Below are 23,349 nucleotides of genomic sequence, written 5' to 3'. Positions count from 1 at the left end.
TAAGCTTTTGAAGGAAAGGCGCTGGAACGGCTCGGAATTCTACAGTTGGTATCGAGTAGCCTGTTATTCTGTTGCCATATAGCCTTTCGGCTTCTGTTCTTCGGCAGTCGACGGATGGTGGTGTTTCTGGTCCAATTGGGGCACATCGTCAACCGTAAGAGAATACAGCGATTGATGCGCATTCTGGGCCTCGCAGGGATGGCTCCGGGACCCAACACCAGCCGTCCGCATCCAGAGCACAAGATCTATCCTTACCTGCTCAGAGGGGTGGCGATCACCCGACGCAGTTCAGCTAATGACATCAGCTTCTCCTATCAATCTCTTGTTGTGAGGGGGAGGCGCCTTGAGCGTTTACATCGCGATGTAAACATAGTGATGGTGTGAAAATGGATGGTGGTTTCCGCCGTCTGCGCACCGTGCTTTACAGTTCCCGCTCTGCAATCCTATGCACCTTTTGAAACGTCCATATCTCATGACAAGGCGCGAATGGCCGCTTGAATTACGGTGTCTGCCGTTCATAGGGGCTGATGTTATGGCGGGACAATCACAACAGTCCACCCCTTCGCAGCCAAGTTGTCGACGTGTTGTTTTTTGGCTCTATCCCTATTCATAGCCAAGCATAGTAAGTGTGTCGGACGTGACATGGCTACGTAGAGATTTCGATAGAGCCCCCTCACTGTGTCCGTTGTCCTCGCGTCAATCCGGTTTCCGTCGCTAATATTGCCTAGCGCTGTTTGCAGATCGAAGCAGCGGGCAAGGCCGCCATGTGCTTCAAGGACGAGGGTTGCCACATGGGTTTCGCCTTTCACCGATGCCACAGTCCCTATTTGCACGCGGACTTGTCGGTCGCCTACTCTAGCCACGCATTCATTAGCAGGTAATGCCGCTGTTGGGGTCGCTTGGGGGACTTCAAAGATGGGAAGGGCATGGAAACCGATGCGATTCAAGCCGGCCGGCAGTAGAGGGGTGAGTCTGGTATACATCAAATCCAATGTGGCAGACCAACTCGTAGCATCAACCGCATGTCCTCGTCCGACTGCCAATTCGTGACACAGTAGCCGAACAGATGAGGAGTCCTCACCTGCAGCTTCAAGGGCTCGTATAAGGCCGGATGCGTCTCTCACATCTGCGACAGCCTTATTTCCGGCTTTTCTTAAAGCCAGAAGAATTGCCCTTTTCACGTCGCGGGCTCTGCGATCGAGATTGAGATGTGATACCCCCATAGCTGGGGGGGCAGAAAGCAACCGAAATGCGCTTTCCTCCCCTGCTACCGCGGGCCCCGTGAGCATGTAGGATGGCCAGTAATCCATAAGGTGCCGTCCGGGGTCCGCGTTTGCGGCGCCTTGCTTACGAGCACAAATTGCTTTTACCGCCCCCAGTCTTAAAGTTTCGTCCGGTAACGTTCTTAGAACTATCTTGCCGAATTGCTCGATAACCGAGGTTGCTGATGGCGTCTCGTAAAGCATAAGCACCGGCGAGGGTGCGTTATGACGCTGGGCAGCCTCTACTGCCTCACCATGTTCTTGGACTGCACTCACCGCTTCTGCAATCGATTTCGGGAATCGTTTTGTTGTCTTTACACTCAAGAATTCAGCCTTCGGAAAACTGAGCTTATTGGAGTCCTTCGCTGAACTCAAGATGCGTTGATTGCGATCTCCATATCGCTGTATTACAACAGTATCGTCGAAAAGGCGGGTTAGAAGGTCCTCTTGTGCCCAACTCGTGTCTTGCATTTCATCTATGAGCAGGAGTGGAAATCGCCAGGATAGTCTCTTTGTGATGTCAGGCCACTGTCGCAAGAGCCGCTCTGCAAAGGCAAACATGTCATCGTGACAGAAGACCCCACGTCCTGCGAGATCGTTTTTTAGATCATAGGCTAAACGGTGGGAGGCTGAGCCCTCACCTGGTAGTTTACCGGTCGCCCACGCCAGTTTCAAATCAGCACCTTCATAATGGAGTGTTTTTATGGCGTCCGGACCTTGGTTCGGATTGCGTTTTACCCATTCATGTAATTTGAATTTTCTTGGCAGGAGAGAGGTGGCGCGTGCTGCAAATATATCGTTATCTATGACATCGACGGATGATCCTTGGCTCCGAAGAAGCGGCAAGGCCAGAAAATGATTGACGAAGGCGTGAATTGTCCCAATGAAATGTGGGTAGTCAAGAAGCTTAGCGCCTGTGGGGGTGACGCTGAGGCGCTTCTTGATTTCTTCTCCTGCCACATTTGTATGGCTAAGGACGCATATCCCACGATTACTATGGCACCATTTCTGTGACAGGAGGAAGAGCTTTGCTGCTAATAGTGTTGTTTTGCCGCTGCCCGGAGCTGCCTGGACATCTTTGGTCGCATTTTCTAGCAAAACAGCTTGCCGCTCTGGATCTGTAAAATCCAGATCAGGATAGGCTGTGGCCAGAAGCTCTAAATCAGCCTGTTCGATAACTGGGATCGTCATGGCAGTTCTCCAGGGGCACCTGGAATCTGTTCTAAAGAAGTACCTGTGACATGAACTAAGGCGGCCTGTAGGTACCTAGGGAGCGACTCAAGTAGATCATTCCCAGTTCCGTACTTGCCCGTTCGCAGCAATTTCGCTGCGTATTGTGCGGTCACCGCTTTTGATGCGTCCTTCTCATAAAGCGGTTGGTATATCATGGCCGCGAGAGTTTCCGTGGGAAGTTTCATCGCCAGAAGTTTCGCCCATTCTGTTGCAGCGTCTGCCAGGATCGTGGCTTCAGTAGCCTCATCCAGCCCTTTTTCACTGGTTTTTCGCGCCAGTGCTATGGCGTGATACATCAGTTCAGCCAGTCCAGCCTCTGCTAAATCGTATTCAAGGGTCCAGAAATCGGACACGAATACCTTTACGCCTTCGTCATCAGGTGACTCGACTCGTTCGATCTTGCGCGTGACGACAGCCTTTGCCTCAAGTTCAGTATAATCGCTATGGAAGCGCTTCCCTTTGGCTGGTTTTCCCACGTAGCTGTTGGCAATGTCTGGAACGATATCTCGGTCTGTGATGCATGCTACCGGGATTGGTATAAATTCTTCAGGCTTCTTTCTTTGGAAGATCCGGGCATAGTGATAGAGTCCGACATCCCCGACATTGACGATGGAAACTCCGTGAGTAGAAAATGCAATACCTGCCATTTCTGCGATAGCAGGAAGCAGTAATGCCTCGGCAGGTCCCTCTACAATCGCTACCCCTCTGGCAAAAAAGAGGTTTGACTTGGTCGAGTCAATGAAACGTCTCAAGTACTCATAATCGGAAGCAGCCAGGCGTGTGCAGTTGGCCCGTAGAGGGTATGTCCTTGCCTTATGCACCAGAGTCATCGACTCTATCCTGCCACCAGCAGCAAGGGTTGGACTATGAGTACTCATCACCACTTGCACTTGGTACTCATCAGCCTGCGGAGGCTGGTGTAAAAGCTCCATAACCCTGACCTGCAACTGCGGGTGCAGATGGGCTTCAGGTTCCTCCACGAGGAGTAACCCTAATTCTTCCCCGCTGCGGAGCAGCACCAATTCGGTGGCCATAAACAGAGCGTTGTTATACCCGAGGCCCCGCTGACAATGTTCGTTTGGTGCAACGCTCCCAGGCGGAAGCAAAGTGAGTTCGAATCGCTGGAGAATCTGATTGAGATTCGTGTCACCCGCAAGGCGAATCGCGGACGCCAGTTCATCGCCGGCAAAGCTCATTCGGCTAAGGTAGTTTTCGTTTATGTCACCCGCGACTTCAGAGATAACTGGGTGCTCCCCGATGTGGTGTTGGGCATGCTCCATAAGGCCAACAAGCGTTTTGGGGACCGTTTCTGGGGCAGAACGGTCAAAATCACTTTCTTCATGTTCCGCTATCTTCTCGTGGGCCCCTAGAATCTGGGAAAGACGGGACTGACGGCCGGGCTTGAGTTCAGCCTCAGCATCTCGAAGGGGGCGAAGATATGTAGCCCGTACAAGCTCCCTTACTGCAAAACCGATTTCAGGGCCAGTCCCGCTTTTTCCAGAACGGACAACCGTCTGCACCCGTCCGCGTCGTTTGCCTTGGGGAGGTAACCTCCTGGCTTCCAGGTTCAAGATGAGGCTACGCGACCCGTCCGTCTCGTAAGTTAGCCACTCTAGGACTGCTGATTCTTGCTCAGGAGAAAGATCCTTAAGAGTCGCCTCGATGATGAGAGTGTCAGTGCGATCAGCACCCGCCACATGAAAGTCGTAATCTAAGATGCGGATTATTTCGAAGCTTGTCGTCCATAGGACTTGTCGGATTGCGTCTATTATTGCTGACTTGCCTGCATCATTTTCGCCAATGAGGACGTTAAGGCCTTTATTCAATTCCCAGTCTAAGACTGGAGAAGATGTGCCATCACCAAAGGCACGGAAATTTTCGGCGTAGATGCGGTGCAGGTACAATATGCCCTCCTTTTTGGGGACCTAGAAGGTAGCCACAGTAGACATAAGCCTTATACCATGAACATTTATTCAAATACAGCATTTAAGCGGCGGCGTTCCCCCATTCGCAGTATTCCGTAAGTGCAATATATAGGATTCATGACCGTTTTCGTGCAGGGGTATCTACATCAAGTACAGGACCTGGATCCCTCTCTTTGTAATATTCTTCATCTTCAACAGCAATGACTTCAATATTTTTCATTGTTTGTGGGTAAAGGCGGTTGGCATTGTCGCGTTTTACTATCGTACATGCTGTTTGCTGGCCTGATGCTCTGCGATCCAGCTTTGACAGTAGCGTGAGTAGGTTCCGTCGTGAAAGATACACTCGAGAAACGTTCTTTTTTTCTCTTTTATTAGTGCTCATTTTGACCTCAATTAGGATGGGTTACGGCAAAGTAGCCACTGGTGGCAGCCAGAATATCACAGTTTCTACGCCTCTCTTTTCGGGCAGTACTGAGAAAACTCATCTGTCACGTCACGCCATTTAATCTTCATCGCTGATGCATATCTTGCCCAAACCCAGTCCGCGTCAGGATCATAGCCAGGCGGGCCTACAAGTTCATAAATTCTACCTGATTGCGTGATAACACGAGCTGTGACGGAGTCGAAGCTCTTGATAGGCGTGCTTACACGGCCTTCGAAATTGTCGGAGTTGTAACCGACCAAATGGCGTGCCCCATCTTGGGTTTCCATCACAGACCATCGTGTGAGGTAAACGCATGGCTGTTCTGACACCGGTGGTGTTTTCCAGATGCTTCCGCCAGCTTCCTCTAGGACATCTTTCTCATTTTTCATCGTTTTGTCTCCTTTTGCCGCAGTGTTTCGCTTTATTAAAGGCTTGCTCGCATAATGGCAGCTTTCCAAACTGGTTGAAAATTCTGAGATTTAGCCCTGCAACTCTGGCAATGGTCGTCTTGGCAACTCCTTGGCCTAGCGTTTTCATCGTGGTGGCGATCAGGTTGCTCCACTCAACGTCTCTTTTTTGCCAATCAATGTGAGCATTATGAGGAACCTTCTGACAGAGAAGCCAGTCCCTGTCGTACTTTCTTAAAAACTGGTACAAACCGCAATGTTTCTTTCGAGCGACAGTTACCCGACACTCTGGGTCCTGTTTAAGGAGGTCCAGCCACTCTTCCCGTGCTTTGAGGATCTTACCTCGCGGATCTTCACATTTCCTGCTTCCGGCTCTGAGAATGCACTGTAAATACCAAGGATTAACCTTAAGTATCTTGGCGATTTGATCAGTGCTAGAGCCTCCTCTCAATAATTTTTGTGCGTACAGGTAGCGGGTACAGCCGTACGAGGATATTTGTTCCACAACTGGCATTCTAGGGTTATCCCTTTCCGTTCCATGGGTAGTAAAGGTGAAACCGCACGAACACTTGGCACGACCATAATAGGTCTTATCCTGCCTGCTCCTTATCGACAATTTTTGGATAGGGTATTTTTCTGTGTGAGTGGCGTAGGGGTTGGGGCACATCCATGGACCTAGCCCGAAGGGATATGCTGATGCTACCTCTGGCAAAGACTCCAGGTACAGCTGTACAAGTATGTGCTCGATAGGATGGAAGATTTGCTTGCTGTTATTCTGAAACATGTTCCTTAACCAAGGTGCCTTGCCTTCGGCCCCCAGCATGCCAAGTTTCGTGAGCAGAGGAGCTCCGTAGTGGGCGAGAAATTTTTCAACAAACAAATTGGGTGAACAAATGCCAGGTAGTCTCTGAATTCCCCTTTTCAAAGCAGCGTCGCGGTAGTCTGTGGCAGATGTCTTGCCATCCCATTCGTTTTTTTTGCCAAATAGGACATCCTTACACCGCATTGCAATCATCTGGATGATTTCTATATCAAGATTGTCCAGAGGTTCAGTATTGCCAAACGTAGCCGACGATGCATCTACGCATTCGGTACGACCTGGCTGAATACGCGCCAAAGTAGAAACGAGTGGTGTACCGTGTTGCGGACAGACGATTACACCGGGTAACTGGTGAACCCTGCGCCAGTAGGTCTCTGCTAATTCCTCCCGGTCGCTTTCAGCGCACTTCACACACAAGCGTAAAAATATAGGTGATTTTACACGGTAAGCTTTGGTTCCTATGTTGCACCGACATGGCCCCAAAAGAAGAGCATGCATTCGATTATCTCGCACTGGTTTTGGTAGAAACGGCTCGTAGAAGGGGAAGAGGGTCAGTTCTTTCAGGATGGTTTCTGCGGTCATTCCCCATGTCGGCTTGGTTTTCCGGGCCACTGCAGAAAGGGCACACGGGAGGTCAGCGCGGAGAATAACAAAACATTTATCAAAGATGAGGCATGCTAATTTATGAGGTCTTTGATTGGACCGGGAGCAGTATCGTGCTAACACGCTATAAAGCAGTTCGTCTTGATATGGGAAAGGAAGGTAAATGAATCGTGGCCGGATCATTTCTGCTTCCTCTGTGTTGATTGCAATGAATTAATATAACTTTCTAGTCTTTGTTTATCCTCCTTTCGCCTAATTCCTGCTTTCTGAAAAAGTTGGCTTTTTGTTAAGGACTTATCTTCATTATTTGACCTTTCTAGCACGTACTTAAGACGTCTTTTTTGAAAGGCATCTGCGGTCTCGGCCACATCTTTAAGCGTTTTTTCGCATATTGGCAGGTTACGGCGATGGATGTTGAAAATCATTAAAAAATCACATTTGCTCAGTATAGTAGTAGCTGCTGCTCGAACAGGCGGTTTCAACTCCATTATTTCACGAACTTTTGTTCTTAGCTGTGAACTCAAAACTGTGTCACGATTCTTCCAATAACCTGCCATATTCCTTTTCTTATGTGAGAATGGTTTCCTTTTGGTTGAAAGATAAACAAAACAAGGGTCGCGTCTTTTAAGTTGCCGATATAGGTGCGGATTTTGGCGTCGAGCTTCAGTAATATTCTTGCTTTCTGTATGGACGAGAATGTCTTGCCACTGTTTTCTAAGAGATTGAAGGTGTTCTTGAAATTTGGTTCCTCTTTGGATCGAATAGAACACTCTCACATTTATGTTTAGTTGCTTGCATACTCTCGTTACGGTGAAACCAGCATTACGTAGGCGATTTATCTCTCGCTTCCATGTTGGCCCGTGCTGCTGTATTCTATGAACGATAGGCATAGATGCGTCAGCTTTCTCAGTACCAAAGAAAGAGAAGTAGAAACCGCAGCAGCATCTTCCTTGTGCGATGGGCCTACCTGTACGTCCGTCCCGCACCATCTTGATTTTTTTTATAGGCAGTGGATCGTTGTGTTTCGAAAATGGGTTAGGGCATTTCCAAGGGCCATTGCCATATAGCTCAGTGCTGACCGCTTGTTGAGGTACGTTCAATAAAAATTCTTGTAAAACGGCATGTGCAATAGGTTGAAAGACGTACGGTTGATGCGGATTTAAAATTCTTTTTAGCCACAAGGCTGTGGGTGAGGTTTGAGGTAGCTCTGTAGTGGCCATCAACTGGATGCTGTACATCTTTTGGAAAGCTTTCACAAATTTTTCTAAGTCACTTGAGCGGTCTTGGAAAAAACCTTTCTCAATCGCAATCTTTTTATACAAAGAAGGCGTGGCGCCCCCCCACTGTTTTTCCAGTCGGCCATTCAGTATCATCTGGCACCGTCGTGCCAGCGCCCACGCCTGCTTTCGTTCTTGAAAATTCAGTTGGAGAGTCGGCTCTCCAACAGCATTAATTGCGTCTGTTGCATCAGTGAAATGGCCTAGCTTGTGATCTCTCTGTACTCCACTGTTGACGAGTTCTTCGCCATGCATTGGGCATAAAACGATCCCCTTAATCTGATGACTTCGTCTCCAATACGTTTCCTGTTTGCTCTGTAGGTCTTCTGCTCTGCATTTTAGGCAAATACGCAAAGTTTTAGGCATTAATGTTGTGAGATACATGACAGGTTCGGAACGACTTCTATAAAGTATGGCTTCCATCACTCTGTCTTTTTCATCTGGTGGGAGGAATGCAACATAGAAAGGATACATTGTTAAACCTATGGCAATGTCACGTCCAGTCATCTGCCATAAAGGCCACGTTTGCTCGGCAACAATTGACAAGCCTCTTGGAAGGCCGACGTTGTGCTCCCATTTTCTCCCAAAGAGCGAAGAAATTATATTTATAGTGTTCCTGCTTCCCCTATAGGCAAGATGTCTTGCCACGACACTGAAAAGCAGTTCGTCTTCATATGGTTCCGGGAGATAAGTAAACATGTCCCTGTCCTCCGAGAAATTTTAAGTCTTACGTCTCCTCGAGCCTACGTGCATTTTCTTCCTCGGTGACAACCCGGCTTCTTGCAACCCTTCCAATGGGGTTTTTCCCGAGGCTATCGCAGCTTCGGTGATCTCCTGTAATGAGCGCCTGGTGGGGGGCTTTTGGGGATCAGCTTCTTCAACTCCAACCATGAATTCCTTTACAGCTATATCTGCCGTTAGGCTCGGGTCTTGAGCAAACAGCGAAAGCACAAAAGGTTCAAATAGTGACTTTTCGTATCCCATTTGTTTTAATGATTTAAAGGTGAGGTCCAATTCACGACTTTTCGAGCGAACGGGTGGTTGTTCGGATATGGGTACACCTGGTTGTGTAGTAACCTTGTAAAGAAGATCTTCGTAAAGCTTTGCCTCTTTTTTCATACACTGCTTCTCGTACTCAAGTGGGCCCTGTGTAAATCTCCTCATGGAATCCAACATTGGCTCTAATAACACAAACCTTTCCTTCGCAATTTTATCAATTATTTTAATGCTTATACTTGTTTTATTACGAATAGCTTCTATCTGAGCCAGTTTGAACAATAGTACGACCAAGGCATGAACTCCTTGCGTATGAAAATACATTTTATCAGATAGTTCCTGAGATAAAATTACTGGCTGGCTCCACTGGTACCTCCAAAGGTTTTCCAGTAACAAAGACCATAATTTGCTATCTCTCTGCAACCTGTCCCATATAAAAGGTGGACCTGTACGTCTAGCTTGTCTGAATGCCATTTGGCACAATTCCATAGCTCTTATAGTTCCAATTGTTACGATAGGAAGACGAATTGCGTTCGACAGGGACACTAAGAAGTTCAATAAGACTGCATCACTGTTTCTTTTGGCATCCAAAAGATTTTGAATTTCGTCGATGACTAGTATGCCGAGGTGGTGGTTTAGTGACAGGAACCCAACCCCTGGATTAATCCATCTGTACCAAGACGCTTGTAACCACCGTAATAATCGGTGCTCAAAATTCTATCGAATTCTTTAATAACCGACTGCAGAAACTGTTTTAATGATCCATCGCCTGGGCAATCCAGTTTTATCCATACAACCTGTGCTAGTTTGTGTTTTGGGTGGATTATTCCTTGCGGAATGTATTTTAAAGCATTTTCTATCACTACGGATTTTCCTACTCCTGATGACCCGAGCAGAGCAAAACCTAGTAGGTTCGGTGGTTGCCAGGGATAGAGCGGCAGTATTTCACCTTTTCTTACGTTTCTGTAGTATCCTACCAGTAACTTTCTATATTCCTTCGATGCAGGGTTTTTTGAGGTGTATCCAGAGGTTATTGATAAAAATAACTGTTGGATTACCTCAAAGTGATAGGGTAGCGGCTGGAAAAATTCCTGGTCGAGCAAATCGGCCATTTGCATTCGTCCCCAGTCGGATAGCTGTGGTGACATGTCAGGGTAATGTCCAAATGATGATGTTATGTCAGTTATTCGATCACTGATCCGCAGGGCCTCGATGAGGGGATTCCCTTGTTGTTTTAGTATCTCTGCTTGTTTATACTCTGCAACTACCATGTTTGGAGGATATTCATTTCTTTTTGGAACGGTCATGGTTTGCCTCCTGATCACGACTATCCTTTTCCTTGTTCAGGCGCTCTAAAATATCTTCCTCAAAAGTCGAATAATCTTCTTGCATCAATATTTTCTTGTTATCTTCATCATAGTCAGTAACAGTTAGGTTTGTAATAATTGAAGTATTATTGCGCTGTGCTGCTCTCTCTTCATTCCGACTATCTCTGATACCACTTAACTTTTGTGTATTAGACCGTGTGTCCGGGAGTTGCTGTTTCATTTTTACAGCTGACGATATGATGTTTCTTATCTCATGTTCTTGTGTTATGCGTTCCGATTGTATCCTATCTTCTGTTGCCGCCTTATTCTTCTTTTTTGCCATCTCCAACTCTTCGATTTCGTAGAGAGTCTTAAAGGTATGATCGATATTGGATTCAATCAATTCACATAACTCATAACCTCGTGGCAGTTTTTTGTCGAAAAGGAGCAGTTTCCCCAGATTGGACGGTTCTATTCCGATTTCGACTGTCCATTCGTGGCGGCGAGCCTTAGCGAACCACTCGTCCCTGATGCTCGTGTCAGACTTGTAATACGCTCCACGATAAAAGATGCCTTTACTCGTGACCCTAGCGTGATCCCTATGCATTACGTTAATCATCGTCTTCTCAACACTCAATTGGTGAAGGGAACCCGAGCGATTAGCAATACCCCAGTTCCATAGGTCTAACGGCGTCGCGGACAGTCCCTCTGCAACCATCTCAGGAGGAAGTATAAGATTTCTTATTGGTGTCATGTTGTGAACTAACACCGCTCGTATTAGTACCTGCATAAACTCGTAGATGTTCAAAATAGCTTTCAATCGTGAATCTTTCATGTTAGGTACGGTACTAAATTCTTGTTTTACGTATCCGGGGGCAAAGGAACGAAATTCAGTTTTCACCACCCCAAACCTTCTTTCAATAAATGCCTTGTAGTCAGGTCGTCCAGACGGTGTATTGTCTATGTCGACTCCAAGATTGTTAACTATGTTTTGACCTAGTTTAACGCTGAATAATTCACCTTTGTCAGCTAGTAATAGTTTAGGTGCATGTTGTGATGGCCACTGCCTATTTATAATTGTTATTCCGTATCTTCTGCAAAATTCTACTTTGTCAGTTACCATATTTATGAGGACTATCATTGCGCCAGGCCATGAAGGACCCTCAAAACCAGCGCTTACTCCTGTTATTAACCGGCTGAAAGTGTCAGTCGTAAGATAAATCACGGGATATCCGACTATTCTTCGTCGGTCGAATTGGCTTACCAATGGGATGTTAGCAACGGCTGCATCGGCTTGGAATTCATCCCCTGGGCCCTGTACCGTGCAATCAGCCCATCCCAGGATCGCTCTTTCATTTATCTCATACTGGACTTCGCCATTGCGTTTGCGACGTGTGTACTCCTCAGGGTACTCAGTCTTAATAAAATACTGAAGTTGTCTTACTGTCGGTTTTTTATCTTCTTCTGTCTTGAACCCTGCAATCCCACTATTTGGATCAATAAGTTTTTTTGAATAATATGTCTCAATAACCAGATCGTTGGCTGTTTTAAGAGTTGCATCTTTGGATACTAACCATAAGTCTGCGCCTAACTGAAGCTGTTTTCTGACCTCCTCGGTAATATTAATGCCTGTACCTGGGCTAATCGTTCGTGGCGCCCCAATTTTCTTCCAATTTACGGCTGGGTTTCTTTTGCCTTTGGCCCCACAATTAGAGAAATCTGGCCGGAGCGCATTCTGATTCATTCCCCGTTTGAGGTACTGTTTAATCAGATGAGTCGCTGTTTGCCTTGTACTTTGCAGTGATACAATGATCCGAATGCGTTCGGGTTTATAAACAAGCTTCTTAATATCAGTGACATACTTCTTCAGTAACTCGAATCGTCTCACTTCGACTTTGTATGATTGACTGCTTTCATCAATACATGCCGGTTCGGCGAATGGGTCTGGGATTATTTTTATATCCCCGCAATCTACTTGTGTCTGTAATATTACTGGGTCATAAGGCACCGCCCAATCATCATTATCCAGTCTAATAACCCAAATTTTATTGACTTCGATATATACAACTCTGAACTTTGAATCACCTATTTTTAGGACCATGTTTTGAACTATTAAGAAGTGTCGCTCTGACATATTGCACCGCCTTTTGCACCGATGGCGTTAAGGAAGTAGAATTGTCGTATGGGAAGATCTTGTATCTGGCGCACATGGAGATCAACTGTTATGAGTTTCCAACCTAACAGCCGGCGCAGAGTCCCAAGCGCTGTTCCTTCAGCGTAAGACAGTTCCTGATCGATCGACTTGCATATCTCTTTGATCGGGACATAAGGGTACGAATTTTTTCTTTTAGCCAGCATTTGCCAAATTTTTTTGTCAGAGTCAGTGATGCAGTTAGGTGAAGAACTCCCGTCAAATATCCATTTAAGGTTCCTTCCTACTCTGGTTTTTACCTGGGTATCAGATACTACAAACCAACGTATGTGACGTCCTTCCCAATACATTCTCTCGATTTCAAGATTTTTGAAAACCCTTCGTTTTGCGAAAGCGTCGCTTGTCTTTACTGCCACTGCTACCATCAGTGGTTTACCTTGGTTTTTGATAGTGACCACAAAATCTGTTGTAACCACCCATAAAGCCTTTGATTGCGGATCAATGGGATGCCTAATGCCCAGCATTTTCGCTATGCGAACTGTGGCCCTTCTCGGCAGGGGAAATTGTTCCCTGATGTCGTCCACCCATGCCGTCCCTTCTCCTGGCAACTGTAATTCGCCCTGCATGTCTTCGAGTAGGTCCGAGCCCCAAATAAGATGGAGGAATACAAGATATTCGGTGTCGCTGAGAAGATGGTGAGTCCGTTCGGTTATTGACCAAAATACGCGATGACTCCTTCCGCGAGAGGGGACATCCGAAACTGTGAACCAGGGTTTGTAGTTGCGTCCAACTCCCGTCCCTCTACCTTCCTTCATAAATCTCAGGATTTTCTGCTCATTAAGACCATATTTTCTTCTAGCCATGGTCCATTCCCCCAAGACAAAATGAACTCCCTGCTACCGAGTTGTCTATGTGCTCGGTGTTAGACCCCGTTCCGCTCTCCTGTCAACATTCAGCAACCTTCTATCTAGGTTTTCTGTCCATAGCACTATTATACAATATTTCATGTGGAAAGCAACGTAACATATTGAATTTACTTCACCTTAGCGTACAGTTACGCTAAGGTGAAGTTAAGATATGCGTCATAAGCTGAGCGATAGGAAGAGTTGCCGCTTGGGCCCGACCGGCGACTACGCCGCGATCATCTAAGCGGTACTTTAGGTTTCAACAGTGGACTTGTTTAAGGCTCTTGGTATGGGATTCGAGGTGACCTTCGATCATAAATACTGTTCATTTCCAAGAGGGAAGGCACGTGGGGCGAAGGAGGGAAGGGGGCGCCGCTTTTGTTTGTGTGCGTTCGCATTGCCGAACGAAAGTTATGTCAGTGAAGGTTCACTTTGGGCAGGGAAGAAGAGGGCGCTTGCGAACCAAATAATGATTGGATTTGTGAGGGGGGGGCATTGCACCTAGGCCATCACGCAGCTATTGTTTTGTGGGCCCAAAGGCAAAGATTGCCCCATTGGGGGCGCTCGGGAAATCATGGCTGCCGTAAACGAGAGCTCGCCTCTCCACGCGCATATCGGGCCATCCCCCGAAAATGGCGCCGAATGCTCGTAGCAGCGCAATCGCCGTGGGTGTGATGGTTTCGCCGTTCCCGGGGAATCGACAAACAGAAACGCCTTCCAACAGCTCAAGAACTGCGGGAGCAGGAACAGGCAGCACGCCGTGGGCACAGGTTACATGACCGTCGGCCAGCGGCAGCGGGCTTACCACGAAACGTCCAGGAGCAAGGCGAGTGAACAGCTCCGCGGCCAGGCAGATGTCGAGAATACTATCTAGGGCTCCGACCTCGTGGAAGTGCACCTCCTCCGGATTCTTATCATGGACCGCAGCCTCGGCTCGAGCTAGCAGCGTGAAGGCGTCTGTGGCCAACTGCTTTGCCTGATCGGTGAGGCCACTTTGGGAGATGACGGTGCAGATATCGCGTAGCGATCGGTGCTGATGCTCCTCGGGAAGTGCAACAGTAGCAGTCCAACCTGTGACCTGGTTTACCTTCCGTTTTGTAAGGCGTAGTGTTCCTGTCAGCTCAGGTAGAATTGCGGCGAGCAGTCGATCGATCTCCTCGTCGCTAGGTCCGGCAACCCGCATCAGTCCCGCCACCAGCATGTCTCCAGACAGACCGGAATGTGCCCGTACAGTCAAGACTGTTTCACCATACTTCAAGTGGGCATGGTAGTGCTCTCCTGCATGGCTGTGGTTATGGTGGCGGTCCATATGGTTTGTAATTTTTCCTCTCCTCATAATGCGTTGATGATCCTTGCCGCGGCGCAGGCCGCTCCGTACCCGTTGTCGATATTCATGATTCCCACCCCGGGCGCACAGCTTGAAAGCATGCTGGCTAGCGCAGCCTGCCCTTGGCGAGCCACTCCGTACCCGACCGACGTCGGGACTCCGAAGATCGGCTTGGCGGTGAGCCCACCCATAACACTCAGTAGCGCCGCATCCAACCCGGCAATAACGATGACCGCATCGCAAGCGTTGATTTCGTCCAGTCGCTCAGTTAGTCGCCACAGGCCGGCGACTCCGCAGTCTTCGTAAACGTCGCAGCGTATCCCAAGATAGGTAAGGGTACGGGCTGCCTCCCAAGCCACTGAGCCATCGGCTGTCCCGGCAGATACCACGGCAACCTTACCTTCGGGGTGCATTGGCAGAGCCGTCCCGAAAGCGGTGCGCGAAAGGGGGTGATAATCGTAGCCGGATCTGATCATTTCGGGAAGTTCAGCGAACAAGTCGTGGGCCAGCCGGGTAAAAAGAACAGGCTGTCCTGATCCCTTGACGAACCGGGACAGCAGTTCAATGAGTGCTTCCCTAGATTTCCCCTCACAGAAAACCGCCTCTGGGAGCCCAATGCGGGCAGTACGGCCGTGGTCGAAGAGAATGTTATTCATCTTTTAAATCCTGATGAGCTCGTAGCGGTCATTGCCCATCCGCAATTCTTTCATATAGGACAACTGGCGTAGGCCTTTACGTGACTCGATCCGTTCCCGGAGGTCGTGAAGTTCAGCCTCAGGCAACCGGTAAACCATGTCGATGGAGGCTTGCTCCAGTGCGAGTAGGTCGGTAGATGCCAGGATCCCAAGATCGTGTGCCTTTACCGGGGCTGCGCTGGTGCCGGCGCAGTCACAGTCCACGGACATATTGCGCATCACATTTACGTACACAATCTTTTTCCCGAAGTGATCCATGGTGGCTTTAGCCGACTCAACCATGTTTTCCTGGAAAGGTTCGCCCTTGAGCCAGAGCTCATATCGAACATTGTCAGGGGCACCATGGATCATTTTCTTGCCGATGGTCCCGTCAGCGCAACCTATGGCAATATTCTTGAGAGAACCGCCGTAGCCGCCACTGGCGTGCCCCTTGAAATGTGTCAGCACCACAAGCGAGTCGTAATTGAGCAGGTTTTTGCCCATGGACATCTCCTTGAAGTGCTTTCCTCCACGCACCGGGAGCATCGTCGCCCCGTTCTCGTCCATTATGTCAACTGGACAAAAATCCCAGCCGTTGATCCTGATGGTTTCTCGATGATCAGCCGTGGTGAATCTTTTTCCCTTGTAGAGGGTATTGGTCTCGACAAGATTGCTGTTGGGAATGGTCTGCTGGAGGGCTTTCACAATGTTTTTAGGCAAGATGTTGGGACCGTGCGGTTCGCCGGTGTGCATCTTGATCCCAACCTTCCCCGAGATATTTCGGTTTATCCGGGAATACACTTTCACCAAGCTTTCGGGAGTAATCTCTTGAGTAAAGAAGACGGGAGCCCTTTCTTCCTGGGCCGCAAAAACTGAGCGCATCCCAGGGACGTTGCAAACGGCAACTGTTCCGAGGGCGAGAGCACCGTTTTGTAGGAACCGACGACGAGAAATATCTTTGGCCATGTAACACCTCCTGGGGAATAGCAGCAGTGCAGATTGAAACAGACATGGGTGGAAGCGGCTGCTTGTCATCACACTATGTGCGAAAAAAATGGAAACGGTTAGCCTGATCCTACGCAATCATTGCCCGATAGTGCTGTTGTTGGCGAGTCGTGCACTAAATTGGTGTACTACGGTGTGGTTGGGAGAGCATTCATGCTTCCCATACGGTAACCTGCCAAATCTACAGTGACGTGACGGTATCCTAGACTCCTCAGAGCTTCTTCAAGTCCCTCAGATTGCTCGATGGAGGCCGCGACCAGTGCAGGAATTTCTTCCACCGCGACTTCTATACGGGCGATAGCTCCGTGACTCCTCAGCCGTGCGGAGGGGAAACCCGCTCGTGCCAACAGAGTTTCTCCTGCTTCAACCCGCCGTAGTTCAGCCTCGTCAACTCTCCTATCAACCGGCAAACGAGACAAGAGGCAGGCTTTTGCCGGTTTATCCCATCCATGGAGCCCGAATGTCCTTAGGAGCGCACGAACCTCAGTTTTGGTGAGCTCTGCTTGTAACAGTGGACTTTTGATCCCGAGTTCCTTGAGCGCTTTGAAGCCGGGGCGATAATCGTCTAGATCGTCGAGGTTGGTCCCTTCCAGTACATCATTGGCCCTAAGGTCCGTTGCCATTCCCTTGAGTAAAGAGAACAGGTGGTGCTTGCACAGGTAGCAGTGGTCAGGCGGGTTGTTGCGGATCACCTCAGGGAAGGGGTGGTCGACAACGAGGTGCCGGACTCCCACGTGATCCGCGACCTTTCTTGCTTCGTGGACCTCGGCTTGGGGAACGTAAGGAGGGGCAAGAGTCACGGCTAGAACTTCGTCGCCAAGGGCCTCACGAGCAGCATAGAGTAAAAGGGTGCTGTCAACTCCCCCCGAAAAGGCCACAATTACGCGTTGCATGGTGCGCAGGTTGTTAAGGAGGTTTTGATATTTCTGAAGCATCGGATCTCCCATAAAGTGGTACTTTTGGTTCTAGCGGCGTGGAAGCCCGATCCATTCCCGGATCCGGTCCTCCGCGGAGCGAACAGAGCCACCCACGATGGGTAGCCCCCGCATGACTGTTGCACCGGGGCAAACCCTCCGAATATCCTTCTCGCTGCTACCCATTCCACTACCTTCGTGGGTGCAAAATGGCACGATGGTTTTTCCTGAGAAATCATGCTCTTCTAAAAAGGTGAGGACGGCCATTGGCATGGTTCCCCACCAATTTGGAAACCCGAGGTAGATCACCTCATACCCCGAAACATCCTCCAGGTGCGAAGACAGTTCCGGACGTGCATTCTGTTTTAGTTCCTTTTTGGAGACCTCCGTCGTCTCGTGGTAGTCAATGGGGTATTTTTTTAACGTATCGATTTTATGTACTGTGGCACCGGTGAGCTTTTGGATGATCTGAGCGGCAACCTCGGTATTCCCAACTGCCAGATTGACGATGTCACCGCCGACATAATTGTTGCCGGCGCGCGAATAGTAGGCGATCAAGATTTTTCCTTTGTCCATGTGGGCTTCTCCCTCCATTTGTTTAGTGCACCACCCGAGTATCATCCAGGTCGTCGGGGTCCCGGCTTTGGTGCAGAGTGATATTACCTCAGGAACATCGCGCAGTAATATCACGATTCTGTTGTATTATTGCCCAATCCGCTTGATGCACTGTATGTTGTTGAAAGCTGTATGTGGGGGGAGTAACATGTGGGCAGAGTTTGGAATTAGGTAACCACTTAAGTAAATGCAGAAAATGGAGGACCTTATGGAAAAGAAGATGGAGTCTTTAAACGATACTATTGCTCGATGGACCGAACATGGCGAGCAGCACACCACTGCGATCCCCGGTCTTGCGCTGTTTAGGCGGCAGGAACCTTCCGAGCCGGTAAGCGGCATCTACGAGCCGAGCGTATGTGTTGTGACTCAAGGAGCAAAGGTGGTCCAGTTTGGTGAAGAGTCTTTGGTCTATGACGCCGAGCACTACCTGATCACGGCTGTTCATATACCGACGCTGGTTAGGGTAACCGAGGCGAGCCCTGAAAAGCCCTACCTTGGACTCAGGCTGAAACTCGACTTGCGGGAGGTCTCACAACTGATGCTCGACTCCAACCTCCCTAAACCGCGTGCTCAACAAACCAGTCGTGGTATGGCGACCGGTGAGGTCACGCCGCAACTGATCGGGGCCTTTGAGCGATTGCTTGCTTTGCTTGATGATCCTATGGATATCCCCATTATGACCCCAGTCATCCAGAGGGAGATCGTCTATCGCCTCCTGACGGGGGATCAGGGAGAGCGGTTACGTCAGATTGCTTCAACTGGCAGCCAGAGCAGTCAGATAGCCCGGGCGATCGACTGGCTGAAGGGGAATTTCAGCAGCCCATTACGAATCGAAGATTTGGCGAGCAAAGTCAACATGAGCACTTCGACTTTCCACCATCATTTCCGTACCCTAACTGCCATGAGCCCGCTGCAATACCAGAAAATGCTGCGCCTGAACGAGGCCCGGCGCCTGATGCTGGCCGAGCGACTCGATGCTACAACGGCAGCCTTTAACGTAGGGTACGAGAGTGCTTCGCAGTTTTCCCGGGAGTACGGCCGCGTCTTTGGTGCGCCTCCGCTGAGGGACATTAACCGAATGCGGCAGACCGCTGCAGCAGCATAAGTACCTCAAATGTTCTGAGCAGGGGGGGCGGTTCGGATGGAGGGACACCGCAGAGGTCTCTCCATTTTTTGTGTACTTGCTGTCCTGCCGTTTTTCCTCCGTATCCTCTTTCGCTCAAAGCCGTAGGCCTCTTTAGGCTGACCAGCCCATTCGCCTCCATAGCCTCCGGGCAATTGTTTGTAAACCGAGACTCTAGCTGTAGTGCGCTCCCCCCGTAGTTGCGACCTCCCATTGCCACATTCTCTCCCCTGCGCATGACTTTTTATAACGATTCGGACGATCAGGCAAAAATGAGACAGGATCGAAATATCCCCCTGTCTGCAACTTATGTATATTTTAAATAGTGAAAGGCCATGGGCAATAAGGCAATGTCCTGGCTTGGAAGTGGAAAATGACGAGCGTCGTGTAGTCTTCTAACAGGCTAATAATTCGACGGTGTTAGGTCGTGGTGGCATCCGGGGATAGCTGTAATGCCTCTAGTAAAAAGGCACAAATCGTAGAATCGTGCAAATATCAAGCAGGATCGGGGTAACGGAGTCGGTGGCAGTTAACTTATAATTTCAACAGTCGGAATTATGATTACAGGGAGAAAAAAATGAAAACGCGAAAATTGGGCAACAATGGACTTGAAGTTTCCGCTATTGGCATGGGGTGCATGAACCTCAGCTTTGGTACCGGGAAAGCGGTAGATATCAGCGAAGGAGTTCAGGTCATTCGTGCTGGATACGAAAAAGGCATCACCTTCTTTGATACTGCAGAGGCGTACGGCCCTTTCACCAATGAGGAGTTGGTTGGTCAGGCCCTGGAGCCCTTCCGGAAGAAGGTCATCATTGCCACGAAGTTTGGCATGATCTCCGAGGAGGGCTGCCTCAATAGTCGGCCCGAGCATATCAAAAAAGTCCTTGAAGCTTCCCTGAAACGGCTGAGAACGGACTATATCGACTTGTTTTACCAACACCGGGTCGACCCCAACGTCCCAATCGAGGATGTTGCCGGTGCGGTAAAAGAGCTGATACAGGAAGGAAAAGTCAAATACTTCGGGCTTTCTGAGGCGGGAGCAGACACCATCCGCCGCGCTCATGCTGTTCAACCGGTGGCCGCGGTCCAAAATCAGTACTCGATCTGGACCAGAGAACCGGAGAAGGAGGTGCTGCCGGTTTGTGAAGAGCTGGGAATTGGGTTTGTCCCCTGGGGCCCCCTTGGGACAGGCTTCCTGACAGGAGCCATTACTCCGGACACCAAATTCGACAGCGCAACAGATCTCAGGGCTTCTTTCCCGCGTTTCACCCATGAAGCGCTTAAGGCCAACATGCCTCTGGTTGAAATGTTGAACGACATTGCCCGCAGCAAAGGCGCGTCCACAGTGCAGATCGCCTTGGCTTGGCTGCTGGCTCAAAAGCCGTTCATCGTGCCCATTCCCGGGATGGACAAGCTTGAATACATCGAAGACAACATCAAGTCGGCTGATCTGGCGCTGACTGCGGCCGACCTGAAGGAGATAGAAGAGCGGCTCGCCGGCATCTCCATTCAAGGAGATCGGCTTTCCAAGGAGTTGCTGTCACTCTCAGAGGAGTAAGCCTGTCAGGCATTGCTCAATGAAGGAGTCAATTATGAAGAACGTCATCGTAGTCATTGGTGCTGGATTGATCGGTCAAGCTATCGCTCGGCGGGTTGGCGCAGGCAAACACGTCCTGCTGGCAGATTTGCGGCAGGGAAATGTTGAGGTTGCAGCGAAAGTCCTAAGCGATGCCGGTTTCGAGGTGAGCACCGCAACCGTTGACGTTTCGTCTCGTGCTTCGGTCCACGCACTTGTCGAAACTGCAACAGCGATTGGCGCTATAGCCGGAGTCGTTCATGCTGCAGGTGTGTCCCCTACGCAGGCGGCTCCGGAGACGATCCTGAAGGTTGATCTCTATGGCACCGCACTGGTGCTCGAAGAATTCGGCCGTGTCATCGCCCCTGGCGGAGCGGGCATTGTGATAGCCTCTCAGTCGGGACACCGCCTTCCAGCACTGTCGCCTGAACAGAACAAGGCTCTGGCAACTACACCGACCGAAGAATTGCTCGCCTTGCCCATGCTTCAGCTAGATGTGGTGACCGACCCGCTTAATGCTTATCAGTTATCTAAACGCGGTAATTCGCTACGGGTTATGGCAGAGGCGGTGCGATGGGGCAAACGTGGTGCGCGGGTCAACACCATTAGCCCCGGCATTATCTGCACACCTCTTGCTAAGGACGAATTGGCCGGCCCCCGCGGCCCCGGGTACAGGCGCATGATCGAACTTTCCGCGGCTGGGCGTATCGGCACTCCGGACGAGGTGGGCGCCGTCGCAGCCCTGCTGATGGGACCGGAGGGTACGTTCATCACCGGCAGCGATTTTCTCATGGATGGCGGTGTAACCGCTGCTTACTGGTACGGCGAACTAGCTCCAAAGTGAAGGAACGTTTGCCGGTAGCCACCAAGATATTTTTGTAGACCACTAATAATGAACAGGAGAATCAACATGAATAACTTCGTTTACAGTATTCCCACCACGGCTTATTTCGGAAAGGGCCAAATCCAGGTCCTCGGTGAAACTATCAAGAACCATGGCGGATCCAAGGTTCTGTTGGCGTATGGCGGCGGGAGCATTAAGCAAAACGGCATCTACGAGGTGATTCTTGAGCAGTTCCGCAAGGCCAGCCTCGCACATGTGGAACTGAGCGGGATCCAACCCAACCCGAGGATCGAAAGCGTCGAGGCAGGGATTCGGGTCTACAGTGAAAGTGGCTGTGACTTCATCCTGGCAGTAGGGGGCGGGTCGACCCTGGACGCCTGCAAGGCCATCGCTGCCGGCGTGAAATACCATGGCCCCGTGACGGATCTTTTCGTCGATGAATCGGGCATCTCGTCAAAGATCGCTGCCGTTGCTCCGCTGGCGACTATCCTGACCATGGCGGGAACTGGGTCGGAACTGGATATGGGGGGTGTCATCACCGTTGGCGACGATCACAAGAAAAAGGTCGTCCTGCATCCTCTACTCAATCCCAAGTTTTCCATCCTTGACCCCGAGTACACCTATACCGTGCCTGAATATCATTCGATGGCCGGAGTCGCCGATATCTTCTGCCACCTGATGGAGCAATACTTTACTCCTGAGGCCGCGACGACCGTTCAGGATCGCATGAACGAGGGGGTCATGAAGGCGGTTCTGGAGGAGGCACCGAAGATCCTTGCTAACCCGAAGAATTACGACGCCCGTGCCAACATCATGTGGGCCAGTTCTATGGCCTTGGCTGGATTCCAGTTTGTGCTCGGTAAGCCTGGATTTCCCTTCCCGCTGCACGGGATGGGGCACGAGCTTTCCAGCAGGTACGACATGACCCATGGTGTCACTCTTGCGCTGCTGACGCCAGCCTGGATGCGTCATACCATGACTACAGCTCCGGAGCACCTGCCAGTCTTCGCAAAGTTCGCCCGCAATGTGATGGATGTCCGTGAAGCTGACGATGCTAAAGCGGCAGAAGAAGGCGTTAGAAAGCTCGAAGCCTTTTATTCCGTCATCAAGATGCCGGCGAACCTGCGCGAGGCAGGGGTAAAGGAAGAAGACCTTGAGATGATGGCAGCCAAAGCTGTGGAAAACGGGAAACTGGGCATACTGACATCGATTGGTAAGGAAGAGGCGCTTCAAATCATGCAGATGGCATTCTAAAGCCAAAGTAGAAGGATAATGAAATGAAAGCAATTGCGATAAACGGCAGCCCCAGACCGGGCGGCAATACAGAAATCCTGCTCAAGAAGACTCTTGAGCCGTTAGAAGCCGCCGGCTGGGAGACTGAGTACCTGCGTATCGGCGGGAAGCCCCTTAGGGGCTGTATAGCCTGCATGAAGTGCGTTGAGAAACAGAACGGCAAGTGCGCCATAGAAACCGACGGCATGAACGAGGTGATCGAAAAGATGTTCGCCGCCGATGCGATCATACTTGGCTCGCCGACTTACTTCGCCGATGTCACCTCCGAACTGAAGGCCCTGATTGATCGGGCAGGCTTCGTTGCCTTGGCTAATGGCGGCGCCTTCAGCGGCAAGATCGGTGCTGCAGTGGTGGCGGTGCGCCGCGGTGGGGGGACGCACGTTTTCGACACCATCAACCACATGTTCCTCACCTCATCGATGATCGTGCCTGGCTCCCTCTACTGGAATCTCGGCGTGGGCTGTGCCAAGGAAGAGGTGCATGAAGACGCAGAGGCTATTCAAAATATGGAGCATCTCGGCCAGACCATCGCCTGGCTTGCCAGGGGCACTGCGGCAGCCTCTGCCGCTGCTCCTTTCCCGAAAGTTGCAGTTGAGCTGCATTAGGTAGAAGGGAAAAGGACCGGCGAACAGCCGGCTTAGCAACAACTACTGCATGTGAACCATCA

At 50.0% G+C, this 23,349-nt stretch carries 20 protein-coding genes and 2 pseudogenes; 6 read left to right on the top strand and 16 right to left on the bottom strand.

Going from position 1 to position 23,349, the window contains the following annotated elements:
* Window positions 1–96 precede the first annotated feature (96 nt).
* A pseudogene (locus E8L22_RS12565) lies at window positions 97–315 on the top strand (IS3 family transposase); the annotation flags it as partial.
* Between the two features lie 215 nt (window positions 316–530).
* Here the strand turns inward: E8L22_RS12565 and E8L22_RS12560 are convergent.
* The 16 genes and pseudogenes from E8L22_RS12560 to E8L22_RS12490 form a co-directional block, all read right to left on the bottom strand.
* Window positions 531–2,453: a UvrD-helicase domain-containing protein gene (locus E8L22_RS12560; RefSeq protein WP_136525496.1), complete on the bottom strand. Its 1,923-nt coding sequence runs from the start codon at window positions 2,451–2,453 to the stop codon at window positions 531–533.
* Window positions 2,450–4,399: an ATP-dependent nuclease gene (locus E8L22_RS12555; protein ID WP_136525495.1), complete on the bottom strand. Its 1,950-nt coding sequence runs from the start codon at window positions 4,397–4,399 to the stop codon at window positions 2,450–2,452. The genes E8L22_RS12560 and E8L22_RS12555 overlap by 4 nt, the downstream gene beginning before the upstream one ends.
* 136 nt (window positions 4,400–4,535) lie before the next feature.
* Entirely contained in the window at window positions 4,536–4,802 is a 267-nt protein-coding gene (locus tag E8L22_RS12550; RefSeq protein WP_136525494.1) for a hypothetical protein, read from the bottom strand.
* Window positions 4,803–4,867: 65 nt separating this feature from the next.
* Entirely contained in the window at window positions 4,868–5,233 is a 366-nt protein-coding gene (locus E8L22_RS12545) for an SANTA domain-containing protein (protein ID WP_136525493.1), read from the bottom strand.
* Entirely contained in the window at window positions 5,223–6,857 is a 1,635-nt protein-coding gene (locus E8L22_RS12540) for a TnsD family Tn7-like transposition protein (protein ID WP_136525492.1), read from the bottom strand. Before E8L22_RS12540 ends, E8L22_RS12545 begins: the two co-directional genes overlap by 11 nt.
* Window positions 6,854–8,650, bottom strand: coding sequence for a TnsD family Tn7-like transposition protein (locus E8L22_RS12535; RefSeq protein ID WP_136525491.1), 1,797 nt, complete (start codon window positions 8,648–8,650; stop codon window positions 6,854–6,856). The genes E8L22_RS12540 and E8L22_RS12535 overlap by 4 nt, the downstream gene beginning before the upstream one ends.
* 21 nt (window positions 8,651–8,671) lie before the next feature.
* Window positions 8,672–9,241: a hypothetical protein gene (locus E8L22_RS12530; RefSeq protein WP_246044632.1), complete on the bottom strand. Its 570-nt coding sequence runs from the start codon at window positions 9,239–9,241 to the stop codon at window positions 8,672–8,674.
* 189 nt (window positions 9,242–9,430) lie between these two features.
* A pseudogene (locus tag E8L22_RS22020) lies at window positions 9,431–9,568 on the bottom strand (TniB family NTP-binding protein); the annotation flags it as partial.
* Between the two features lie 14 nt (window positions 9,569–9,582).
* Complete coding sequence (locus E8L22_RS12525; protein ID WP_136525489.1) at window positions 9,583–10,254, bottom strand: hypothetical protein; 672 nt, start codon at window positions 10,252–10,254, stop codon at window positions 9,583–9,585.
* Window positions 10,232–12,388 carry a DDE-type integrase/transposase/recombinase gene (locus E8L22_RS12520; RefSeq protein WP_136525488.1) on the bottom strand — a complete coding sequence of 719 codons (2,157 nt, stop codon included), beginning with the start codon at window positions 12,386–12,388 and terminating at the stop codon, window positions 10,232–10,234. The genes E8L22_RS12525 and E8L22_RS12520 overlap by 23 nt, the downstream gene beginning before the upstream one ends.
* Window positions 12,367–13,269, bottom strand: coding sequence for a TnsA endonuclease N-terminal domain-containing protein (locus E8L22_RS12515; RefSeq protein ID WP_136525487.1), 903 nt, complete (start codon window positions 13,267–13,269; stop codon window positions 12,367–12,369). The genes E8L22_RS12520 and E8L22_RS12515 overlap by 22 nt, the downstream gene beginning before the upstream one ends.
* A gap of 559 nt (window positions 13,270–13,828) precedes the next feature.
* Window positions 13,829–14,620: a nickel pincer cofactor biosynthesis protein LarC gene (gene larC, locus E8L22_RS12510; RefSeq protein WP_281282964.1), complete on the bottom strand. Its 792-nt coding sequence runs from the start codon at window positions 14,618–14,620 to the stop codon at window positions 13,829–13,831.
* Between the two features lie 23 nt (window positions 14,621–14,643).
* Window positions 14,644–15,294 carry a nickel pincer cofactor biosynthesis protein LarB gene (gene larB, locus E8L22_RS12505; RefSeq protein ID WP_136525485.1) on the bottom strand — a complete coding sequence of 217 codons (651 nt, stop codon included), beginning with the start codon at window positions 15,292–15,294 and terminating at the stop codon, window positions 14,644–14,646.
* A 3-nt stretch (window positions 15,295–15,297) separates the two neighbouring features.
* A complete protein-coding gene (locus E8L22_RS12500; protein ID WP_136525484.1) occupies window positions 15,298–16,278 on the bottom strand; it encodes a DUF362 domain-containing protein in 981 nt (326 codons plus the stop codon).
* Window positions 16,279–16,445: 167 nt separating this feature from the next.
* A complete protein-coding gene (larE, locus tag E8L22_RS12495; protein ID WP_136525483.1) occupies window positions 16,446–17,252 on the bottom strand; it encodes an ATP-dependent sacrificial sulfur transferase LarE in 807 nt (268 codons plus the stop codon).
* A gap of 30 nt (window positions 17,253–17,282) precedes the next feature.
* Entirely contained in the window at window positions 17,283–17,807 is a 525-nt protein-coding gene (locus E8L22_RS12490) for a flavodoxin (RefSeq protein ID WP_136525482.1), read from the bottom strand.
* Between the two features lie 247 nt (window positions 17,808–18,054).
* Here E8L22_RS12490 and E8L22_RS12485 point away from each other — a divergent pair, with 247 nt between their 5' ends.
* The 5 genes from E8L22_RS12485 to E8L22_RS12465 all read left to right on the top strand — a co-directional run bounded on the left by E8L22_RS12485 (window position 18,055) and on the right by E8L22_RS12465 (window position 23,287).
* A complete protein-coding gene (locus E8L22_RS12485; RefSeq protein ID WP_136525481.1) occupies window positions 18,055–18,951 on the top strand; it encodes an AraC family transcriptional regulator in 897 nt (298 codons plus the stop codon).
* A 595-nt stretch (window positions 18,952–19,546) separates the two neighbouring features.
* Window positions 19,547–20,527 (top strand): aldo/keto reductase, encoded by a 981-nt coding sequence (locus tag E8L22_RS12480; protein ID WP_136525480.1) that lies wholly within the window; start codon window positions 19,547–19,549, stop codon window positions 20,525–20,527.
* 34 nt (window positions 20,528–20,561) lie between these two features.
* On the top strand, window positions 20,562–21,389 hold the full coding sequence (locus E8L22_RS12475) for an SDR family oxidoreductase (protein ID WP_136525479.1): 828 nt from the start codon (window positions 20,562–20,564) through the stop codon (window positions 21,387–21,389).
* A 66-nt stretch (window positions 21,390–21,455) separates the two neighbouring features.
* Entirely contained in the window at window positions 21,456–22,643 is a 1,188-nt protein-coding gene (locus E8L22_RS12470) for an iron-containing alcohol dehydrogenase (RefSeq protein WP_136525478.1), read from the top strand.
* Window positions 22,644–22,666: 23 nt separating this feature from the next.
* Window positions 22,667–23,287 carry a flavodoxin family protein gene (locus E8L22_RS12465; protein WP_136513143.1) on the top strand — a complete coding sequence of 207 codons (621 nt, stop codon included), beginning with the start codon at window positions 22,667–22,669 and terminating at the stop codon, window positions 23,285–23,287.
* Window positions 23,288–23,349: the final 62 nt, after the last annotated feature.

Origin of the sequence: Geomonas ferrireducens, from assembly GCF_004917065.1 — a bacterium.
In the GTDB taxonomy this organism is placed as follows: Bacteria; Desulfobacterota; Desulfuromonadia; order Geobacterales; family Geobacteraceae; genus Geomonas; species Geomonas ferrireducens.
Note: the sequence above shows the minus strand (reverse complement) of the source record. Positions and strands in the feature narration are given on the sequence as shown.